The organism is Streptomyces sp. NBC_00285 (genome assembly GCF_036174265.1).
Lineage (GTDB): Bacteria > Actinomycetota > Actinomycetes > Streptomycetales > Streptomycetaceae > Streptomyces.
Map to the genome: position 1 here is coordinate 6,596,392 of NZ_CP108055.1, position 13,804 is coordinate 6,610,195.

Below are 13,804 nucleotides of genomic sequence, written 5' to 3' on the forward strand. Positions count from 1 at the left end.
TAGACTCGGCCGCACACACACCTCGCTCACCGCCGGAAGGCCACCCGTGTCATCAGCGACCCCAGCCGCCCCCGACACCGTCCTGGTCGTCGACTTCGGCGCGCAGTACGCCCAGCTCATCGCCCGCCGTGTCCGCGAGGCCCGGGTCTACAGCGAGATCGTGCCGAGCACCATGCCGGTCGCGGAGATGCTCGCCCGGAACCCGGCGGCGATCATCCTTTCCGGCGGCCCCTCGTCGGTGTACGCGGAGGGCGCCCCGCGCCTTGACCGCGAGCTGTTCGAGGCCGGTGTCCCGGTCTTCGGGATGTGCTACGGATTCCAGCTGATGGCCACCACCCTCGGCGGCACCGTCGACAACACCGGCGCGCGTGAGTACGGCCGTACGCCCCTGCACGTCACGCAGTCAGGGTCCCGCTCCACCCTCTTCGAGGGCACCCCCGACGAGCAGTCGGTGTGGATGTCCCACGGCGACGCCTGCTCCGCCGCCCCCGAGGGCTTCACCGTGAGCGCGTCCACCGACGTCGTCCCGGTCGCCGCCTTCGAGAACGACGAGAAGAAGCTCTACGGCGTCCAGTACCACCCCGAGGTCATGCACTCCACGCACGGCCAGCAGGTCCTGGAGCACTTCCTGTACCGGGGTGCCGGTCTGAAGCCTGACTGGACCACCGGCAACGTGATCGAGGAGCAGGTCGCCCTGATCCGCGAGCAGGTCGGCGACAAGCGCGCGATCTGCGGGCTGTCCGGCGGCGTGGACTCCGCAGTGGCCGCAGCCCTGGTCGCGCGGGCCATCGGCTCCCAGCTGACCTGCGTGTACGTCGACCACGGTCTGATGCGCAAGGGTGAGACCGAGCAGGTCGAGAAGGACTTCGTGGCCGCGACCGGCGTCAAGCTGGTCGTCGTCGACGCGGAGGAGCGGTTCCTGACCGCGCTCAAGGGCGTCTCGGACCCCGAGGAGAAGCGGAAGATCATCGGCCGGGAGTTCATCCGGGTCTTCGAGCAGGCGCAGGCCGAGATCATCGCGGACGCGGGTCCGGCCGTGGAGTTCCTCGTCCAGGGCACCCTCTACCCGGACGTGGTCGAGTCCGGTGGCGGCACCGGCACCGCCAACATCAAGTCGCACCACAACGTCGGCGGGCTCCCCGAGGACCTCGAGTTCCAGCTGGTCGAGCCGCTGCGCAAGCTGTTCAAGGACGAGGTCCGGATGGTCGGCCAGGAGCTGGGGCTCCCGGACGAGATCGTCCAGCGCCAGCCCTTCCCGGGTCCCGGCCTCGGCATCCGGATCGTCGGTGAGGTGACCAAGGAGCGCCTGGACCTGCTGCGCGACGCCGACGCCATCGCCCGCGAGGAGCTGACCGCGGCCGGCCTGGACCGGGACATCTGGCAGTGCCCGGTCGTCCTGCTCGCGGACGTACGCAGCGTCGGCGTCCAGGGCGACGGCCGCACCTACGGTCACCCGATCGTCCTGCGCCCGGTCTCCTCCGAGGACGCCATGACCGCCGACTGGTCGCGACTGCCGTACGACGTCCTCGCGAAGATCTCGACCCGGATCACCAACGAGGTGGCCGACGTCAACCGTGTGGTGCTCGACGTGACGTCGAAGCCGCCGGGCACCATCGAGTGGGAGTAGGCCCCGGCTGGGCATGATCATGTGCGTTTGATCGTGCGCAGGGGCTCACCCGGCTTCCAGATCTCGACGACCAGATACGTGTCGTCCTCGACGTGGGTCCGTACGACCTCCGTCAGTTCGGTGCGCAAGAGGTGGAACGGCTCCGGCGGTTCCACCTCCGTCGTGTACGCCCTCTTCGTGTCGCCGTCCCCGACCTCGAACGCCCGCCCTGCGATCCGGACATCGCCCCCGCCGAGGGACTGCCCTTCGCCCGGGTTCGCCTGGAGCGCGAACCGCGGGTCCCGTCGCAGGTCGAGCGCCTTCAGCGAGTCCGGCATCATGCCGAACCACAGCTCGCCGCCCACGAAGCGGACCTCCAGGCCGCTGGTGCGGGGGGAGCCGTCCTTGCGGAGCGTGGCGAGGACGTGGTGCGTGAAGGCGCCGAAGCGGCCTTCGACGGTCCTGGCCAGATCGGGTTCGGCGGAGGAGAAAGCTGCCCAGTTCATAACGGTCAGTCTTTCGTCGATACCGGACATCTTCTGTCAGGTATTTATTGCGTGCGTCATCTTTACAAATCAGCCCTGTTCTCTTGCCCTGACTGACGGTAACTTCCGCCCCGTAAAGCCCCCCAGTGCTGGAGGACACATGCACGGGACGCCCCTCGGGCCCACACCGCCCATGCCGCTGCCCACCGAGAAGCTCCAGTTCGCCATGCCGCCGATGCACGACTCCGTCGAGGAGGAACGACGGCACCGCAAGGAGCGGCTGGCCGGCGCGCTGCGGATCTTCGGACGGCTCGGCTTCGAGGACGGGGTCTCCGGACACATCACCGCACGCGACCCCGAGTTCACCGACTGCTTCTGGGTCAACCCGTTCGGTATGCCGTTCAAGCACGTCACCGTGAGCGACCTCGTGCTCGCCAACTCCGAAGGCCAGGTGCTCGACGGCCGCCATCACGTCAATCAGGCGGCGTTCACCGTGCACTCCCAGGTGCACGCTGCCCGCCCGGACGTCGTCGCCGTCGCCCACTGCCACTCCGTGCACGGCAGGGCGCTGGCCGCGCTCGGCGACCTCCTGGACCCCCTCACCCAGGAGAGCTGCGCCTTCTACGAGGACCATGCGCTCTACGACGCCTACACCGGAGTCGCCGTCGACGCCGAGGAGGGCCGCCGGATCGCCACCGCGCTCGGGTCCCGCAAGGCACTGGTCCTGCGCAACCACGGACTGCTGACCGTCGGGGACTCGGTGGACGCGGCTGCCTGGTGGTTCGTGTCGATGGAACGGTCCAGCCAGGTACAGCTGCTCGCCCGGGCGGCCGGAAGACCGGTGGTCATCGATCACCGGGCGGCGGTGGCCACGCGGGAGCAACTGGGTGGGGACCTGGTGGCGTGGATCAACTACCAGCCGATGTGGCAGGACATCAGCAGGAGCGAGCCGGATCTGCTGTCGTGACGGTCAGAATCCGCGCAGTACGGCCGCCTTCGTCATCGCGAACTCCTCGTCCGTGAGCACGCCGTCGCGGTGCAGCTCACCCAACTCCCGCAGCCTGCGCAGGAGCACGTCGTGATGGTCGGCCGATGGCGGCACGGCGGACGCCGTCAGCCGGGGGCGGGCGGTGCGTTCGCCGTCGTACTCGATGCCGTCGCGGGCCGAGGGGTGCGGAAGCCGGGCCGTGACCGCCGTCGCGACCAGGGCCGTGAGCAGGTCGCGGCGGGTACTGCCCCACAGGTCGAGGGCGTACGGGTCCTTCTCGGGCGGCAGTTTCGAGAACGACGTCTCGCGTGTCACGAACCGCATGAAACCGTCCTCGTACCCGGCGTTGGGCAGCCACTCGACCTGGACGAGATCGCCCACGTCGATGATTCGCGGACCGGTCGCGCGCTTGACGCGGTCGGCGGTGTCCGCCCAGTCGATGCGGACCCGGATGCCGTCGAAGGAGACTGTGCCGTCGGAGGAGCGCACCGAGACCGGGACCGGCGGGCCGGGGAGCAGATACGTCTTCGTCGGTTCCTTCGGGATCTGGTCCAGGAGGAGGGAGCGGCGGATCTCCTCGGCCACGTACTCGGCGACCCCGGCACGGTCGACGTCCACGATCAGGCGGTACGGGTCGGCCGGATCCGGAAGGCGGCCGCCGGTCGCGTACAGCAGCGGGTCCGCCCCCTCGCGCAGCCGCATCCGAAGCCGTCCGCGCTTGCGTTCCGGCTCGAACGCCACACCCGAAATGGCCTCCAGGGGCACGGCGATCTCTCCGTACGTCTGCCGGAACAGCGGTACGGAGCGGTGAAGTCCCGGCGTGATTCTGACCGTTGTGCCGTCGAAGGCCCAGGTTCCGTCACGCTGGATGATCTCGGCCATGGGGAAATTCTCGCAGCCGGGTCAACACGGTGGGCGCTCCTTCACCCGCGCTGACCAGACCTGGCGGACGGGGGCGGTGTGCGGTAGGGCACAATTCGCTGTCATCGCCGGGGAGTTGTCGGCGGACGTTCGTGGGGTTGCGGCCCGATTCGCGGCGGGCGACGGGACACGAGGATTTCCGGTCCACAAGGCGGAGCGGGGTTGTGGGTGCCGCGGTCGGTCGGCCGTGCGAGTCTGCGGGTTGTGCGGTCGATGGGCCGTGAGGTCATGTGGGGCCAGAAGTTCACGAATCAGTGGGAAGGCAGGCGTCGGGCGTGGCGGTGCAGGAAGCGAGACAGGGCGCGGACGGGGGTGCGTTCGGCGGTGCGCACGAGGGCGGCTGCACCTGTGGGGACTGTCCGCACGGGGCGCGGGCCGGGCATCGTCGAGCGGTGGCCGAATTCATCCTGATGCGGGACGAGTTCGCCTCCGGCCAGGGACTGCCCGCGGCCGTGGCGCACTCCGCGTCGGCCTCCCGGCAGTGGGTCTCCGAGGAACTGACCCAGTCCGCGGAGGTCGTGGCCGAACGGGGCCGGGCGGAGGGGGCCGCCTGGCTCGCGCGGCTGTGGCGCCGTACGGCGTACGCGGTGTGGGCGGGCGTGGTGGCACTGCTGCTCGTCCAGGCGCTGACCGCCATCGGCGCCGGGTGGAGCGCGGCGCGCACGGCCGGGCTGCTGGCGGCGCTGGTGGTGGCGGGTTCGCTGACCGTGGCCTCCTGGTTCCACCGGGCCCGCGGCGGTGTGCTCGCACCGGTGATCGGTGAGGACAACCGGCTGTCCACCTCCCGGGCCGTCGCGGTGGCCTGGGTGCTGTTCGTCGCCTACGCGGTGCTCGTCCTGGTGGGACGGCTGGCCGCGGCCTCCGACACAGGACAGCGGGACGCCCTGATCGCCGGGCTCGACCTGGCTCGCGGCGCCGGTGTCGTGACCGTGCTCGCCGTGGTTTGCGGGATCGCCGTGCTGGTGCGGCGGGTCGTCGGACTGCGGGTGCTCGGGCAGCGGCTGCAGAAGGTACGGGCCGACCGGCCGCGGGCCGCCGACCTGTTGACGGACGACTCCGGGCGGGGGACCTTCGCCGACATCCAGTACGTCGTCATCGGCGCGGTCGCTCTGCTCTTCGCAGCCGTGCGGCTGGCGCGGCGGCCGGACCAGTTGCCGGACCTGCCGTGGGGGCTGGCGGTGGTCGTCCTGGTGTCCGCGGCGACCTACGTGGCCGGGAAGTACGCCGAGGGCGGGCGGCCGGTCATCCTGTCCGTGGTGCGGTCACGTGAGGCGGGCGACCTGGACGGGCCGATCCGCACCGGGGACGACATCGAGATCCGGGGCGCCGGGTTCGTGCCGCCGGGGGCCCAGCGGGCGGACCGGCTGGCCCGGATGGTGGTGCGGATCGGGCCGGTGAACGTGCATGTGCCGTTGGTGCCCGTGGCCGGAGGGTTCAGCAACCCCACGGACGACGTACTGACCGTGCCGGTGCCGGCCGATGTGGAGCCGGGCCGGGTGGAGGTGCAGGTCGTGACCGCGACGGGGGCGGAGACGAACCGGTACGCGATCGATGTGACCGACTGAGGAGGGGGAGCCGAGAGCGAGGAACGCGGTGGTGGATGCCCACGCCACGCCCCCTTGGCCGGCCGGCACCCCGAACCTGACCGAAAACTCGTCCGAACGGCATTGAGCATCGCCGCCCCTTCCTGCGTATCGTCTTGTGAGGGGTCTAGGCACGCTGGTGAGAGGCGGCTCAGAGCGATGACTCATAGTTTTCGTACGGACACGCATGCCCCCTACTACGACGAAGAACCGTCCTGGCGGGACAACATCAGCCAGTACGCCCTACTGCCGTTGCGCATCTTCCTCGGTGTCACTTTCATCTACGCCGGCCTGGACAAACTGACCGACAGCGCCTTCATGAAGGGCTCCGGAGCGGGTTCCGTGGGCGACATGATGCGCTCGGTGCGGGACTCCTCGGCCGTCCCCGCGCTGATCGACCTGTCCCTGAAGAACCCCGTCGGCTTCGGCTACGCCATCGCCTTCGGTGAACTCGCGGTCGGCATCGGTACCCTGCTCGGCATCCTCGCCCGCCTGGCCGCACTGGGCGGCGCGCTGATCTCGCTCAGCCTGTGGCTGACGGTGAGCTGGGCCTCCGATCCCTACTACTACGGCAATGACCTCGCCTATCTGATGGCCTGGCTGCCCCTCGTCCTCGCGGGCGCCGCTGTGTTCTCCGTGGACGCCGCCTTGCGCACCCGACGACGGCAACGGGCGGGAGGCTACCGGTAGCTCCGGTCGGCGGAGCTACCGGCGGCGGTGGTACGGCCGCCTCCGTGCAAGGTCCCGTGCTCCCCTGTGCCGTGCCTCAGCGCGGTGCGGGGGGCGGGGCCGTCCGGTCGCTCTCGGCCGGTGTGCCTGCGCGGCGGCTTCCGCGTCGGTTGCGTACGGTCCGGGTCAGGAGGCCCACCGCACCTGCCAGACAGAGGCCGCCCACGACCATCGGGATCACCGCGAACCACGGGGTTTCCCAGGCATCGCCGGCGTCGCCGACGTAGGTGATGCCCGCGACGGTGAGGAAGAGGCCGGCGACCAGCCTTCCCGGCTGGAACTCATGACGCAGCACGGCGCACCTCCGCCTGGCCGATGCCCACCCGCAGGTCGAGGTCGAGTGTGCCGGCGCTCTTGGTGCCCGAAGTCGGTGACAGGGTGATCTCCTTGTGCTTGCCCGGTTCCACGTCCACGTCCGCCTGCTCGTCGCCGGGCAACTGCATGTCGCCCACTCCCACGTCGATGCTCGCCTTCACGGTCACCTCCGGCGGCACGATCACCACCAGACGGCCGACGCCCACGTCGGCCTGGGCCGCCACCGTCCTGCCCTTGGCGACGTCGAGGTGGGTCAGGTCCAAGGTGCCCACGCCGGTGCCGAGTTCGTAGTCCTGGCGGACGTCCGTCACCGCCGCCGGTGTCCAGGTCGTACGGACCCAGTGCGTGGTGACGTCCCTCGGGAGGGCGGCGGACGTGGCCAGCAGGCCCGCCGTGATGATCGCGAGGAAGACCGACCCCGCTCCTGTGCGGCCCAGGAAGGAACTGACGGCCATGCCCAGGCCGAAGACGATCAGAGCGCAGGCCAGGCCCGTCTGAAGACTGGTGCCGAGAGGGTGCCGCTCCCAGGTCGCTGTCGTGCCTACGGCGCCGGCCAGCAGGGCGAGCAGGAAGACCCAGCCGCCTATCCAGCGCGGACCGCGGGGCGTGGGCTGACGGACGAGAGCCGCACGGGTGTCCTCGCGACGGCTCCAAGGGATGCCGAGGCCGATGGAGACGGCCGCCGCGATGTCGCGTTCCCGGGAGTCCCTCGGGCCCCACAGATACCCCGTGCCGCCGACGTGGGTGCCGTCCTTGACGATGGGGTCGCGCCACCAGGAGTGGGAGCCGACGGGCACCGGGGGGGCCTGGGCTTCCGGCGGGGCGTCGGCGACGGCCTGGGCGGAGAGCGGGTCCGGGTCGGGGGTGCCGCGGTTGCGTGACCAGTAACCGGCTCCCGCGAGGAGCAGGGAGAGGACGACGGCGAAGGTCAGCACGCCGGTGTTGCTCAGCATGGTGAGGAACACTCCGCAGCCGACCAGCGCGAACAGCACGCCGGTGAGGGCCTGGCCGTCCACCCGGCCGGTGAGCAGCTTGCGCACCTCGTTCTCGTCCTCGTCCTCGTACGGGACGAGGAGCCAGGCGAAGCCGTAGAAGATGAGGCCGATGCCTCCGGTCGCCGACAGCACGGTCAGCGTGATCCGGAAGATCACCGGGTCCATGTCGCACTGCCGCCCGAGCCCGGCACACACCCCGGCGAGCACCTTGTGCGGCCGGTCCCGCCGGAAACGGAGGGGAGTGGGGGCGGGGGTGGGGTCCTGGGCTGTGCCCGGGGCCGGGGTGCCCGGGTTGGCGGGTTTGCCGGGGGGATTCCGTTCGTCCGTCGGCTCCGCGCCGAAGGGCGGCCTGCCTCCCCTCGTACCCGCTGCCGTGCCCGCTGTCGTGCCTCCTTCTTTGCGCGCGCCCGCCCGCCCGTGTGCGCGGGAGCGCTCGCCGGTGTCGGCGGGCGGGCCCGCGCCCGGGCCTGTGCTCGGGTCCGGGCCTCCGCCGGATCCGGCGCCCGCGGCGTGCTGGTGATCTGTCATGTGTCCATGGTGACGGGCGCGAGGGCCTGACGGGAGTCGGAACGACCCTGGCCGGACCCTGATATCGGCCCTGAGAGGGGCGGGGGAAGCGTTCGGAAGGCGCGCCGGTCGAAGATCAGGGGAGTCTCGGGGGCCAACCCTGATGCCCCCGCATCCTGGCCGTGTGACCATCGATGGCATGCCGGAAGCCGCAACAGCGCCCCTCGTCGAACCGCGGCCGCCGCGCAAGCTCTACCGCAGCAGTGACGGACGCTGGCTGGGTGGTGTGGCGCGGGGGCTCGCCGGGCACCTCGGGCTGCCCGTCATCTGGGTGCGGCTCGTCTTCGTCGGCCTGTTCATGGCGGACGGCCTCGGCGCCCTGCTGTACGCCGCGTTCTGGTTCTTCGTGCCGCTCGGCGTCGGCGGGGTCGGCGGCCAGCGGCCTCCGTCCCTGGTCTCCACCGAGACCTCGCCGGACGGCCGCCGCCGACTCGTGGCCCGCCGGCCGGACAAGGGTCAGATGGTGGCCCTGCTCCTCATGGTCGTCGTGGCCATGGTCTTCGTAGGCAACGTCAATGTGGGCAATGGCGCCAAGGCCTACCTCTGGCCGATCGTCCTCGTCGGCGCCGGGGTGGCGCTCGTCTGGCGCCAGGCGGACAACGCCCGCCGGGCCCGCTGGATGGAGGTGGGCCGCCGCCGGCGCACCCTGACACTGCTGCGTGCCGCGGGCGGAGTCCTCCTCGTCACCGCCGGTGTCACCGGCGTCTTCGTGCTCCAGGGTTCCGCAGCCCACCTCGGTTCCGTCCTCCAGGCGGCCCTCGCGGTCCTCGTCGGGATAACGCTCCTCGCGGGGCCGTATCTCGTCCGCATGACCCAGGACCTCTCCGAGGAGCGCCTGATGCGCATCCGCGCCCAGGAGCGCGCGGAGGTCGCGGCCCATGTCCACGACTCGGTGCTGCACACCCTGACCCTGATCCAGCGCAACGCGGAGAACGCGAGCGAGGTGCGCCGCCTCGCCCGCGCCCAGGAGCGCGACCTGCGCACCTGGCTCTACAAACCCGAGGGCACCGGCAAGGACGAGGCCGACGAACCCACCGACCTCGCCGACGCCGTGCGGCGCAACGCCGCCGAGGTCGAGGACAAGCACGGCGTCCCCATAGAGGTCGTGGTCGTCGGCGACTGCCCGCTCGACGAGAGAACCGGCGCGCAGATGCAGGCAGCGCGCGAGGCAATGGTGAACGCCGCCAAGTACGGTGGCGAGGGCGGCGCCGTACAGGTCTACGCCGAAGTCGAGGGCAGGACCGTCTTCGTGTCCGTGCGGGACCGCGGCCCCGGCTTCGACCTCGATTCGATACCCGCCGACCGGATGGGTGTCAGACAATCGATCATCGGCCGCATGGAGCGCCATGGCGGCACGGCCCGGCTGCGTGCGGTGCCGGGCGGCGGCACGGAGGTCGAGCTGCAGATGGAGAGGGCGGAGAAGACGTCATGAGTGACCCCACCGAGGCGAACACGGACCCTGTCGAGCCGACACCGGCCGAAGGCGCGGGCGGGCGGCACGTGCGCGTGGTCCTCGTCGACGACCACCGCATGTTCCGTACGGGCGTCCAGGCCGAGATCGGCCGGACCGAGGAGACCGGGGTCGAGGTTGTCGGGGAGGCCGCGGACGTCGACCAGGCCGTCACCGTCATCACCGCCACCCGCCCGGAGGTCGTCCTCCTCGACGTCCACCTCCCGGGCGGCGGCGGGGTCGAAGTGCTGCGCCGCTGCGCTCCGTTGATGGCCGACGCCGAGCAACCTGTCCGCTTCCTCGCCCTGTCCGTCTCGGACGCGGCGGAGGACGTGATCGGAGTGATCCGGGGCGGGGCGCGCGGCTATGTGACGAAGACGATCACCGGCACGGACCTCGTCAACTCGGTCTTCCGCGTCCAGGAGGGCGACGCCGTCTTCTCCCCGCGGCTGGCCGGGTTCGTCCTGGACGCCTTCGCCTCCACCGACGCCCCACCGGTCGACGAGGACATGGACCGCCTCACCCAGCGCGAGCGGGAGGTGCTGAGGCTCATCGCCCGCGGCTACGCCTACAAGGAGATCGCCAAGCAGCTGTTCATCTCGGTGAAGACGGTCGAGTCCCATGTGTCGGCGGTGCTGCGGAAGCTGCAGCTGTCCAACCGTCACGAGCTGACCCGGTGGGCGACGGCGCGACGGCTGGTCTGACGCTCACACCACCCGAGTGGCCCCCGCGAACGGCATCTCGTCGATGGGCGCCACCCGCACGGGTGCCGACGGGTTCGGGGCGTGGATCATGCGGCCGTTGCCGATGTACAGGCCGACGTGACTGATGCCGGAGTAAAAGAACACCAGGTCGCCAGGGAGGAGTTCGGAGCGGGAGACGCGCTGGCCGGCGCCGATCTGGGAGTAGGTCGTGCGGGGCAGGGAGATGCCCGCGGAGCGGTACGCGGCCTGGATGAGCCCCGAGCAGTCGAAGGCGTCCGGGCCGGTGGCACCCCACACGTAGGGGCTGCCGAGCTTGGCGTAGGCGTAGGAGACGGCCGCCGCGGCACGGGAGTTGGGGGCTTGCGCGGTGGCCGCGCTCGGCGGCGTCAGTTCGTCGCGCGTGCCGGTCGAGGCCCGTGAGGCGCGGGACCCGTTCTCCGCGAACTCCGCGCGGGTCCCGGCCGGCAGCTGGGACAGCAGCTTGCGTGCCGCGTCGAGCTTTGCGGTGATCGTCTTCTTGTGGCGCTTGAGCTCCGCCTGACGTGACGTGAGCGAGGTCAGTTCGATGTGTGCGGCCCCGCGCAGCTGCTCGATCTCCCGCAGTTGCCGGCGGACGTTCGCCACGGAGGTCGCCTGGCGGGCACCGGCCCGTTCGGCGAACTCGGCGCCGTCCAGGTAGTGGTCGGGGTCGTCGGAGAAGGCGAGCTGCATCGCGGGGTCGAGTCCACCGTCGCGGTACTGGGCCGCGGCGATCGAACCCAGTGCGTCCCGGGCCTCGTTGAGTCGCCCCGTCCTGCGTGCCGCCTCGTCCCGCAGGACGTCGAGGCGGGTCTCGGCCGCCTGCACCTTCTCCTTGGCGCCGTTGTACTTCTCGGTGGCGGCCTCCGCCTCCTGGTACAGCCGGTCCACCTTCGCCTTGACCTGCGTCGGCGAGAGCTGAGGCTCCGCGTGTCCGGTCCCGTCGAAGCCCGTCGCGGTGGCCGCCCCCGCGAGGGCGATCGTCGCTGCCGCGCGGACCGTATGGCCGCCGGCCGAGCGTGGGCGGGGCTTGCGGTGCACTGCCACGTGGACTGCACGTCCTTTCGTCGACCGCCTGCCCCGGGCCCATCGGTGCGCGTCCGGCGGCAGCCCACACAGGGGGAGCGGGCCGCCGCCGGACCCTTCTCGGCGGTGGTGGCCGACTGCCGCCCCTGGCCCGGGCGGCGGTGGGGAGCCGGTCACCTGGTGGAGGACGCTAAACCTGACTGTGTCCGGGAGGTAACGCGTTGTGCGGAAGTGCTGCCAGGGGATCGCTGGGTGACCGAAGGTGAGCGTGATCCCGGGACGGCGCCGTCGACTTCGCGCGGTGCGCTGACCGAAGTCATCATTTGCGGGCACTGGGGGGTGACGGGGTGCTATGGGCCGCATATATGCAAGCTCGGGTGATGCAAGATCGGGTCATGTGAGGCGGGGCGGTGTCGGGCCGGTGCCGGCTCCTGCATAAGCTCCGGCCTCATGGACGTACTCATCCATCTCTTCGTCGGCCTGCACATCATCGGCATCGCCTCACTGCTGGGCGGCTTCCTCACCCAGATGAAGGCGATGGGCCAGGGCACCGCCCGGTTCGTGCCCGCGATGCTGCACGGCGCCGCGACGATGCTGGTCACCGGGGTGATCCTGGTCGGCCTCAACCAGGCCGACGACCAGCACGTCAACAACATCAAGATCGGCGTGAAGCTGGCCCTGCTGATCGTGATCCTCGGCCTCGTCTATGTGAAGCGGGACGAAGAGAAGATCGACAAGAGCCTGTTCGGCCTGGTCGGGGCGCTGACCACGGCCAACATCTTCATCGCGGTCCTGTGGACCTGAGAGCGGCACGCTGCCGGGCGGCCGCTTTCGCGGTGACGGCCCGGTGGCGCACGCCGTAGCGCGGACTCGGCGGCCGGTACACACGCGTGCGGCGCCGAACGCATAGCGCGCGCCCGCCTGACAATCCGGAGACAGGGCGGCCCGTGCCCGGTAGGGCCTGTCCATGGGGGGCGTCTCAGGCCGGTCGCACCACGCTGTGGATCGCCGATTCGCCGTCGTAGTAGATCGACTCCTCACGGACGTACGCGCCCGGCTTCGGGGCGTGGATCATCATGCCGTTGCCGATGTACAGGCCGACGTGGCTGATGTCGTCGTAGAAGAAGACCAGGTCACCGGGCTGGGCGTCGGCCAGGGAGACCGTGGTGCCGGCGTCGGCCTGGCCGTAGGTGACGCGGGGGAGCGAGACGCCGACGGCCTTCCAGACGGCCTGGGTGAGGCCCGAGCAGTCGTAGGAGCCGGGGCCGGTGGCGCCCCAGACATAGGGCTTGCCGACCTGTGCGCGGGCGAAGGCAAGGGCTTTGGCGGCCTTGGTGGCGTACGAGGAGTCGGGCGCCGCCGACGTGCTCGGCGCGCTCTCCTGCGTCGCCCCACCGTGGGCGGCCTGCTCCGCGGCGGCCTGCTGCTGCGCCAGCTCGGCGGCCTTGCGGGCCGCCTCCTGCCGCTTCTCCTGCTCGATCGCCGCGAGGCGCGCCTTCTCCTGGGCGTTCAGCTCCGAGAGCAGCTCACGCGCGTGGGCGAGCTTCTTCTGGACCGTCGCCTTGGCGGTCCTCAGGTCGCTCTGTGTCTCGTTGAGCGTCGCAAGGCCCTGAGAGGCCTCCTGGCGCTTCTTCATCGTCGCCGACTGCTCGGACACGTAGTCGTCGACCGCGCCCTTCTGGCGGCTCGTCAAGCGGCCCATCAGCTGCGTCTGGTCGACGTAGTCCTGCGGGGTGTCGGCGAGCAGGAAGGTCGCCGTGTCGGGTGCGGCGGCGCCGGTGCGGTACTGGGCGGCGGCGAACGAACCGAGCTCCTCGCGCGCCTCGTTGAGCTTCTGGGTGCGCCGGGCGACATCGTCGAGGAGCGTGTCGACCTGCTTGCGCTGTCTGGCCGTCTTCTCCTTGGCCGAGTTGTAGCCGTCGGTCGCCGACTCGGCCTGCCGGTAGAGGTCGTCGATCTTCTTCTCGACCTCTTCGAGGCTCGGGTTGTCATCGCCGGCCGGCGCGGCGTTCGCCGACTGGGACAGCAGGGCCACGGAGGTGAGGGCGGCCGTCGCGAGGCCAGGGGTCCGTATGCCTGCTACGCGCGTTCCGGCGGGACGCGACTTGCGGTGCGACGCCAAGGGAGGCGACTCCTTCCAGTGCTCCGCCTACCGGGTTCGTGGCGGGGTCCCCCCAGGCTGTTCGGGCGCTGGGGAAGGGTTCGGGCGACGTACTTCGGAAGGTTTGCCCTACGGCGCTCCCGTGCGTGGGAGTCGGCCGATTCACCCCGTGTGCGGTGGGTTCCCGGCTCCGGGCGCTCCGCGGCGCTGCGGATTCGGCGGAGGCCGTGCGGCCCGGCGACGTTCGCCGGAGGGGGTCGTACGGCCTGTTCAGCACGGTAGCCAACTCGTGTGGTCCTTGTGAAGGTTGATGTTC

Annotated in this window: 13 protein-coding genes; 7 read left to right on the forward strand and 6 right to left on the reverse strand. The window is 70.8% G+C overall.

From position 1 onward, the window contains the following. Positions 1-46: 46 nt before the first annotated feature. On the forward strand, positions 47-1,627 hold the full coding sequence (gene guaA / locus OHT57_RS30655) for a glutamine-hydrolyzing GMP synthase (RefSeq protein ID WP_328749785.1): 1,581 nt from the start codon (positions 47-49) through the stop codon (positions 1,625-1,627). A gap of 17 nt (positions 1,628-1,644) precedes the next feature. Here the strand turns inward: guaA and OHT57_RS30660 are convergent, their stop codons facing one another. Beyond that, positions 1,645-2,112: a pyridoxamine 5'-phosphate oxidase family protein gene (locus tag OHT57_RS30660; protein WP_328749786.1), complete on the reverse strand. Its 468-nt coding sequence runs from the start codon at positions 2,110-2,112 to the stop codon at positions 1,645-1,647. Between the two features lie 139 nt (positions 2,113-2,251). On the opposite strand from OHT57_RS30660, the gene OHT57_RS30665 reads away from it, so the two are divergent. Then, entirely contained in the window at positions 2,252-3,058 is an 807-nt protein-coding gene (locus OHT57_RS30665) for a class II aldolase/adducin family protein (protein WP_328749787.1), read from the forward strand. 3 nt (positions 3,059-3,061) lie between these two features. Here OHT57_RS30665 and OHT57_RS30670 read toward each other — a convergent pair whose 3' ends face one another. Then, positions 3,062-3,961 (reverse strand): DUF4429 domain-containing protein, encoded by a 900-nt coding sequence (locus OHT57_RS30670; protein WP_328749789.1) that lies wholly within the window; start codon positions 3,959-3,961, stop codon positions 3,062-3,064. A 314-nt stretch (positions 3,962-4,275) separates the two neighbouring features. Here OHT57_RS30670 and OHT57_RS30675 point away from each other — a divergent pair, with 314 nt between their 5' ends. After that, positions 4,276-5,565, forward strand: coding sequence for a hypothetical protein (locus OHT57_RS30675; protein WP_328749790.1), 1,290 nt, complete (start codon positions 4,276-4,278; stop codon positions 5,563-5,565). A gap of 177 nt (positions 5,566-5,742) precedes the next feature. After that, the gene (locus OHT57_RS30680) at positions 5,743-6,273 is read left to right on the forward strand and encodes a DoxX family protein (RefSeq protein ID WP_328749791.1); all 531 of its coding nucleotides are present in this window, start codon (positions 5,743-5,745) and stop codon (positions 6,271-6,273) included. Between the two features lie 76 nt (positions 6,274-6,349). Here OHT57_RS30680 and OHT57_RS30685 read toward each other — a convergent pair whose 3' ends face one another. Then, positions 6,350-6,607, reverse strand: a complete 258-nt coding sequence (locus OHT57_RS30685) for a hypothetical protein (RefSeq protein WP_328749792.1) — start codon at positions 6,605-6,607, stop codon at positions 6,350-6,352. Beyond that, positions 6,594-8,150: a PspC domain-containing protein gene (locus OHT57_RS30690; RefSeq protein WP_328749794.1), complete on the reverse strand. Its 1,557-nt coding sequence runs from the start codon at positions 8,148-8,150 to the stop codon at positions 6,594-6,596. The genes OHT57_RS30685 and OHT57_RS30690 overlap by 14 nt, the downstream gene beginning before the upstream one ends. A 142-nt stretch (positions 8,151-8,292) precedes the next feature. On the opposite strand from OHT57_RS30690, the gene OHT57_RS30695 reads away from it, so the two are divergent. Both OHT57_RS30695 and OHT57_RS30700 read left to right on the forward strand, forming a co-directional pair. After that, positions 8,293-9,621, forward strand: coding sequence for an ATP-binding protein (locus OHT57_RS30695; protein ID WP_443053502.1), 1,329 nt, complete (start codon positions 8,293-8,295; stop codon positions 9,619-9,621). Continuing rightward, complete coding sequence (locus OHT57_RS30700) at positions 9,618-10,343, forward strand: response regulator transcription factor (RefSeq protein ID WP_328749797.1); 726 nt, start codon at positions 9,618-9,620, stop codon at positions 10,341-10,343. Before OHT57_RS30695 ends, OHT57_RS30700 begins: the two co-directional genes overlap by 4 nt. 3 nt (positions 10,344-10,346) lie before the next feature. Here the strand turns inward: OHT57_RS30700 and OHT57_RS30705 are convergent, their stop codons facing one another. Next, the gene (locus OHT57_RS30705) at positions 10,347-11,408 is read right to left on the reverse strand and encodes a C40 family peptidase (RefSeq protein ID WP_328749798.1); all 1,062 of its coding nucleotides are present in this window, start codon (positions 11,406-11,408) and stop codon (positions 10,347-10,349) included. Positions 11,409-11,837: 429 nt separating this feature from the next. On the opposite strand from OHT57_RS30705, the gene OHT57_RS30710 reads away from it, so the two are divergent. After that, positions 11,838-12,191, forward strand: coding sequence for a hypothetical protein (locus OHT57_RS30710; protein ID WP_328749799.1), 354 nt, complete (start codon positions 11,838-11,840; stop codon positions 12,189-12,191). 175 nt (positions 12,192-12,366) lie between these two features. Here OHT57_RS30710 and OHT57_RS30715 read toward each other — a convergent pair whose 3' ends face one another. After that, positions 12,367-13,509, reverse strand: a complete 1,143-nt coding sequence (locus OHT57_RS30715) for a C40 family peptidase (RefSeq protein WP_328749800.1) — start codon at positions 13,507-13,509, stop codon at positions 12,367-12,369. Between the last annotated feature and the right edge of the window lie 295 nt (positions 13,510-13,804).

Excerpts from the sequence above, each read along its gene's own strand:
- OHT57_RS30660 (WP_328749786.1), bottom strand. The coding sequence starts at position 2,112 with ATGAACTGGGCAGCTTTCTCCTCCGCCGAACCCGATCTGGCCAGGACC.
- OHT57_RS30665 (WP_328749787.1), top strand. The coding sequence starts at position 2,252 with ATGCACGGGACGCCCCTCGGGCCCACACCGCCCATGCCGCTGCCCACC.
- OHT57_RS30670 (WP_328749789.1), bottom strand. The coding sequence starts at position 3,961 with ATGGCCGAGATCATCCAGCGTGACGGAACCTGGGCCTTCGACGGCACA.
- OHT57_RS30680 (WP_328749791.1), top strand. The coding sequence starts at position 5,743 with ATGACTCATAGTTTTCGTACGGACACGCATGCCCCCTACTACGACGAA.
- OHT57_RS30690 (WP_328749794.1), bottom strand. The coding sequence starts at position 8,150 with ATGACAGATCACCAGCACGCCGCGGGCGCCGGATCCGGCGGAGGCCCG.
- OHT57_RS30695 (WP_443053502.1), top strand. The coding sequence starts at position 8,293 with ATGCCCCCGCATCCTGGCCGTGTGACCATCGATGGCATGCCGGAAGCC.
- OHT57_RS30700 (WP_328749797.1), top strand. The coding sequence starts at position 9,618 with ATGAGTGACCCCACCGAGGCGAACACGGACCCTGTCGAGCCGACACCG.
- OHT57_RS30710 (WP_328749799.1), top strand. The coding sequence starts at position 11,838 with ATGGACGTACTCATCCATCTCTTCGTCGGCCTGCACATCATCGGCATC.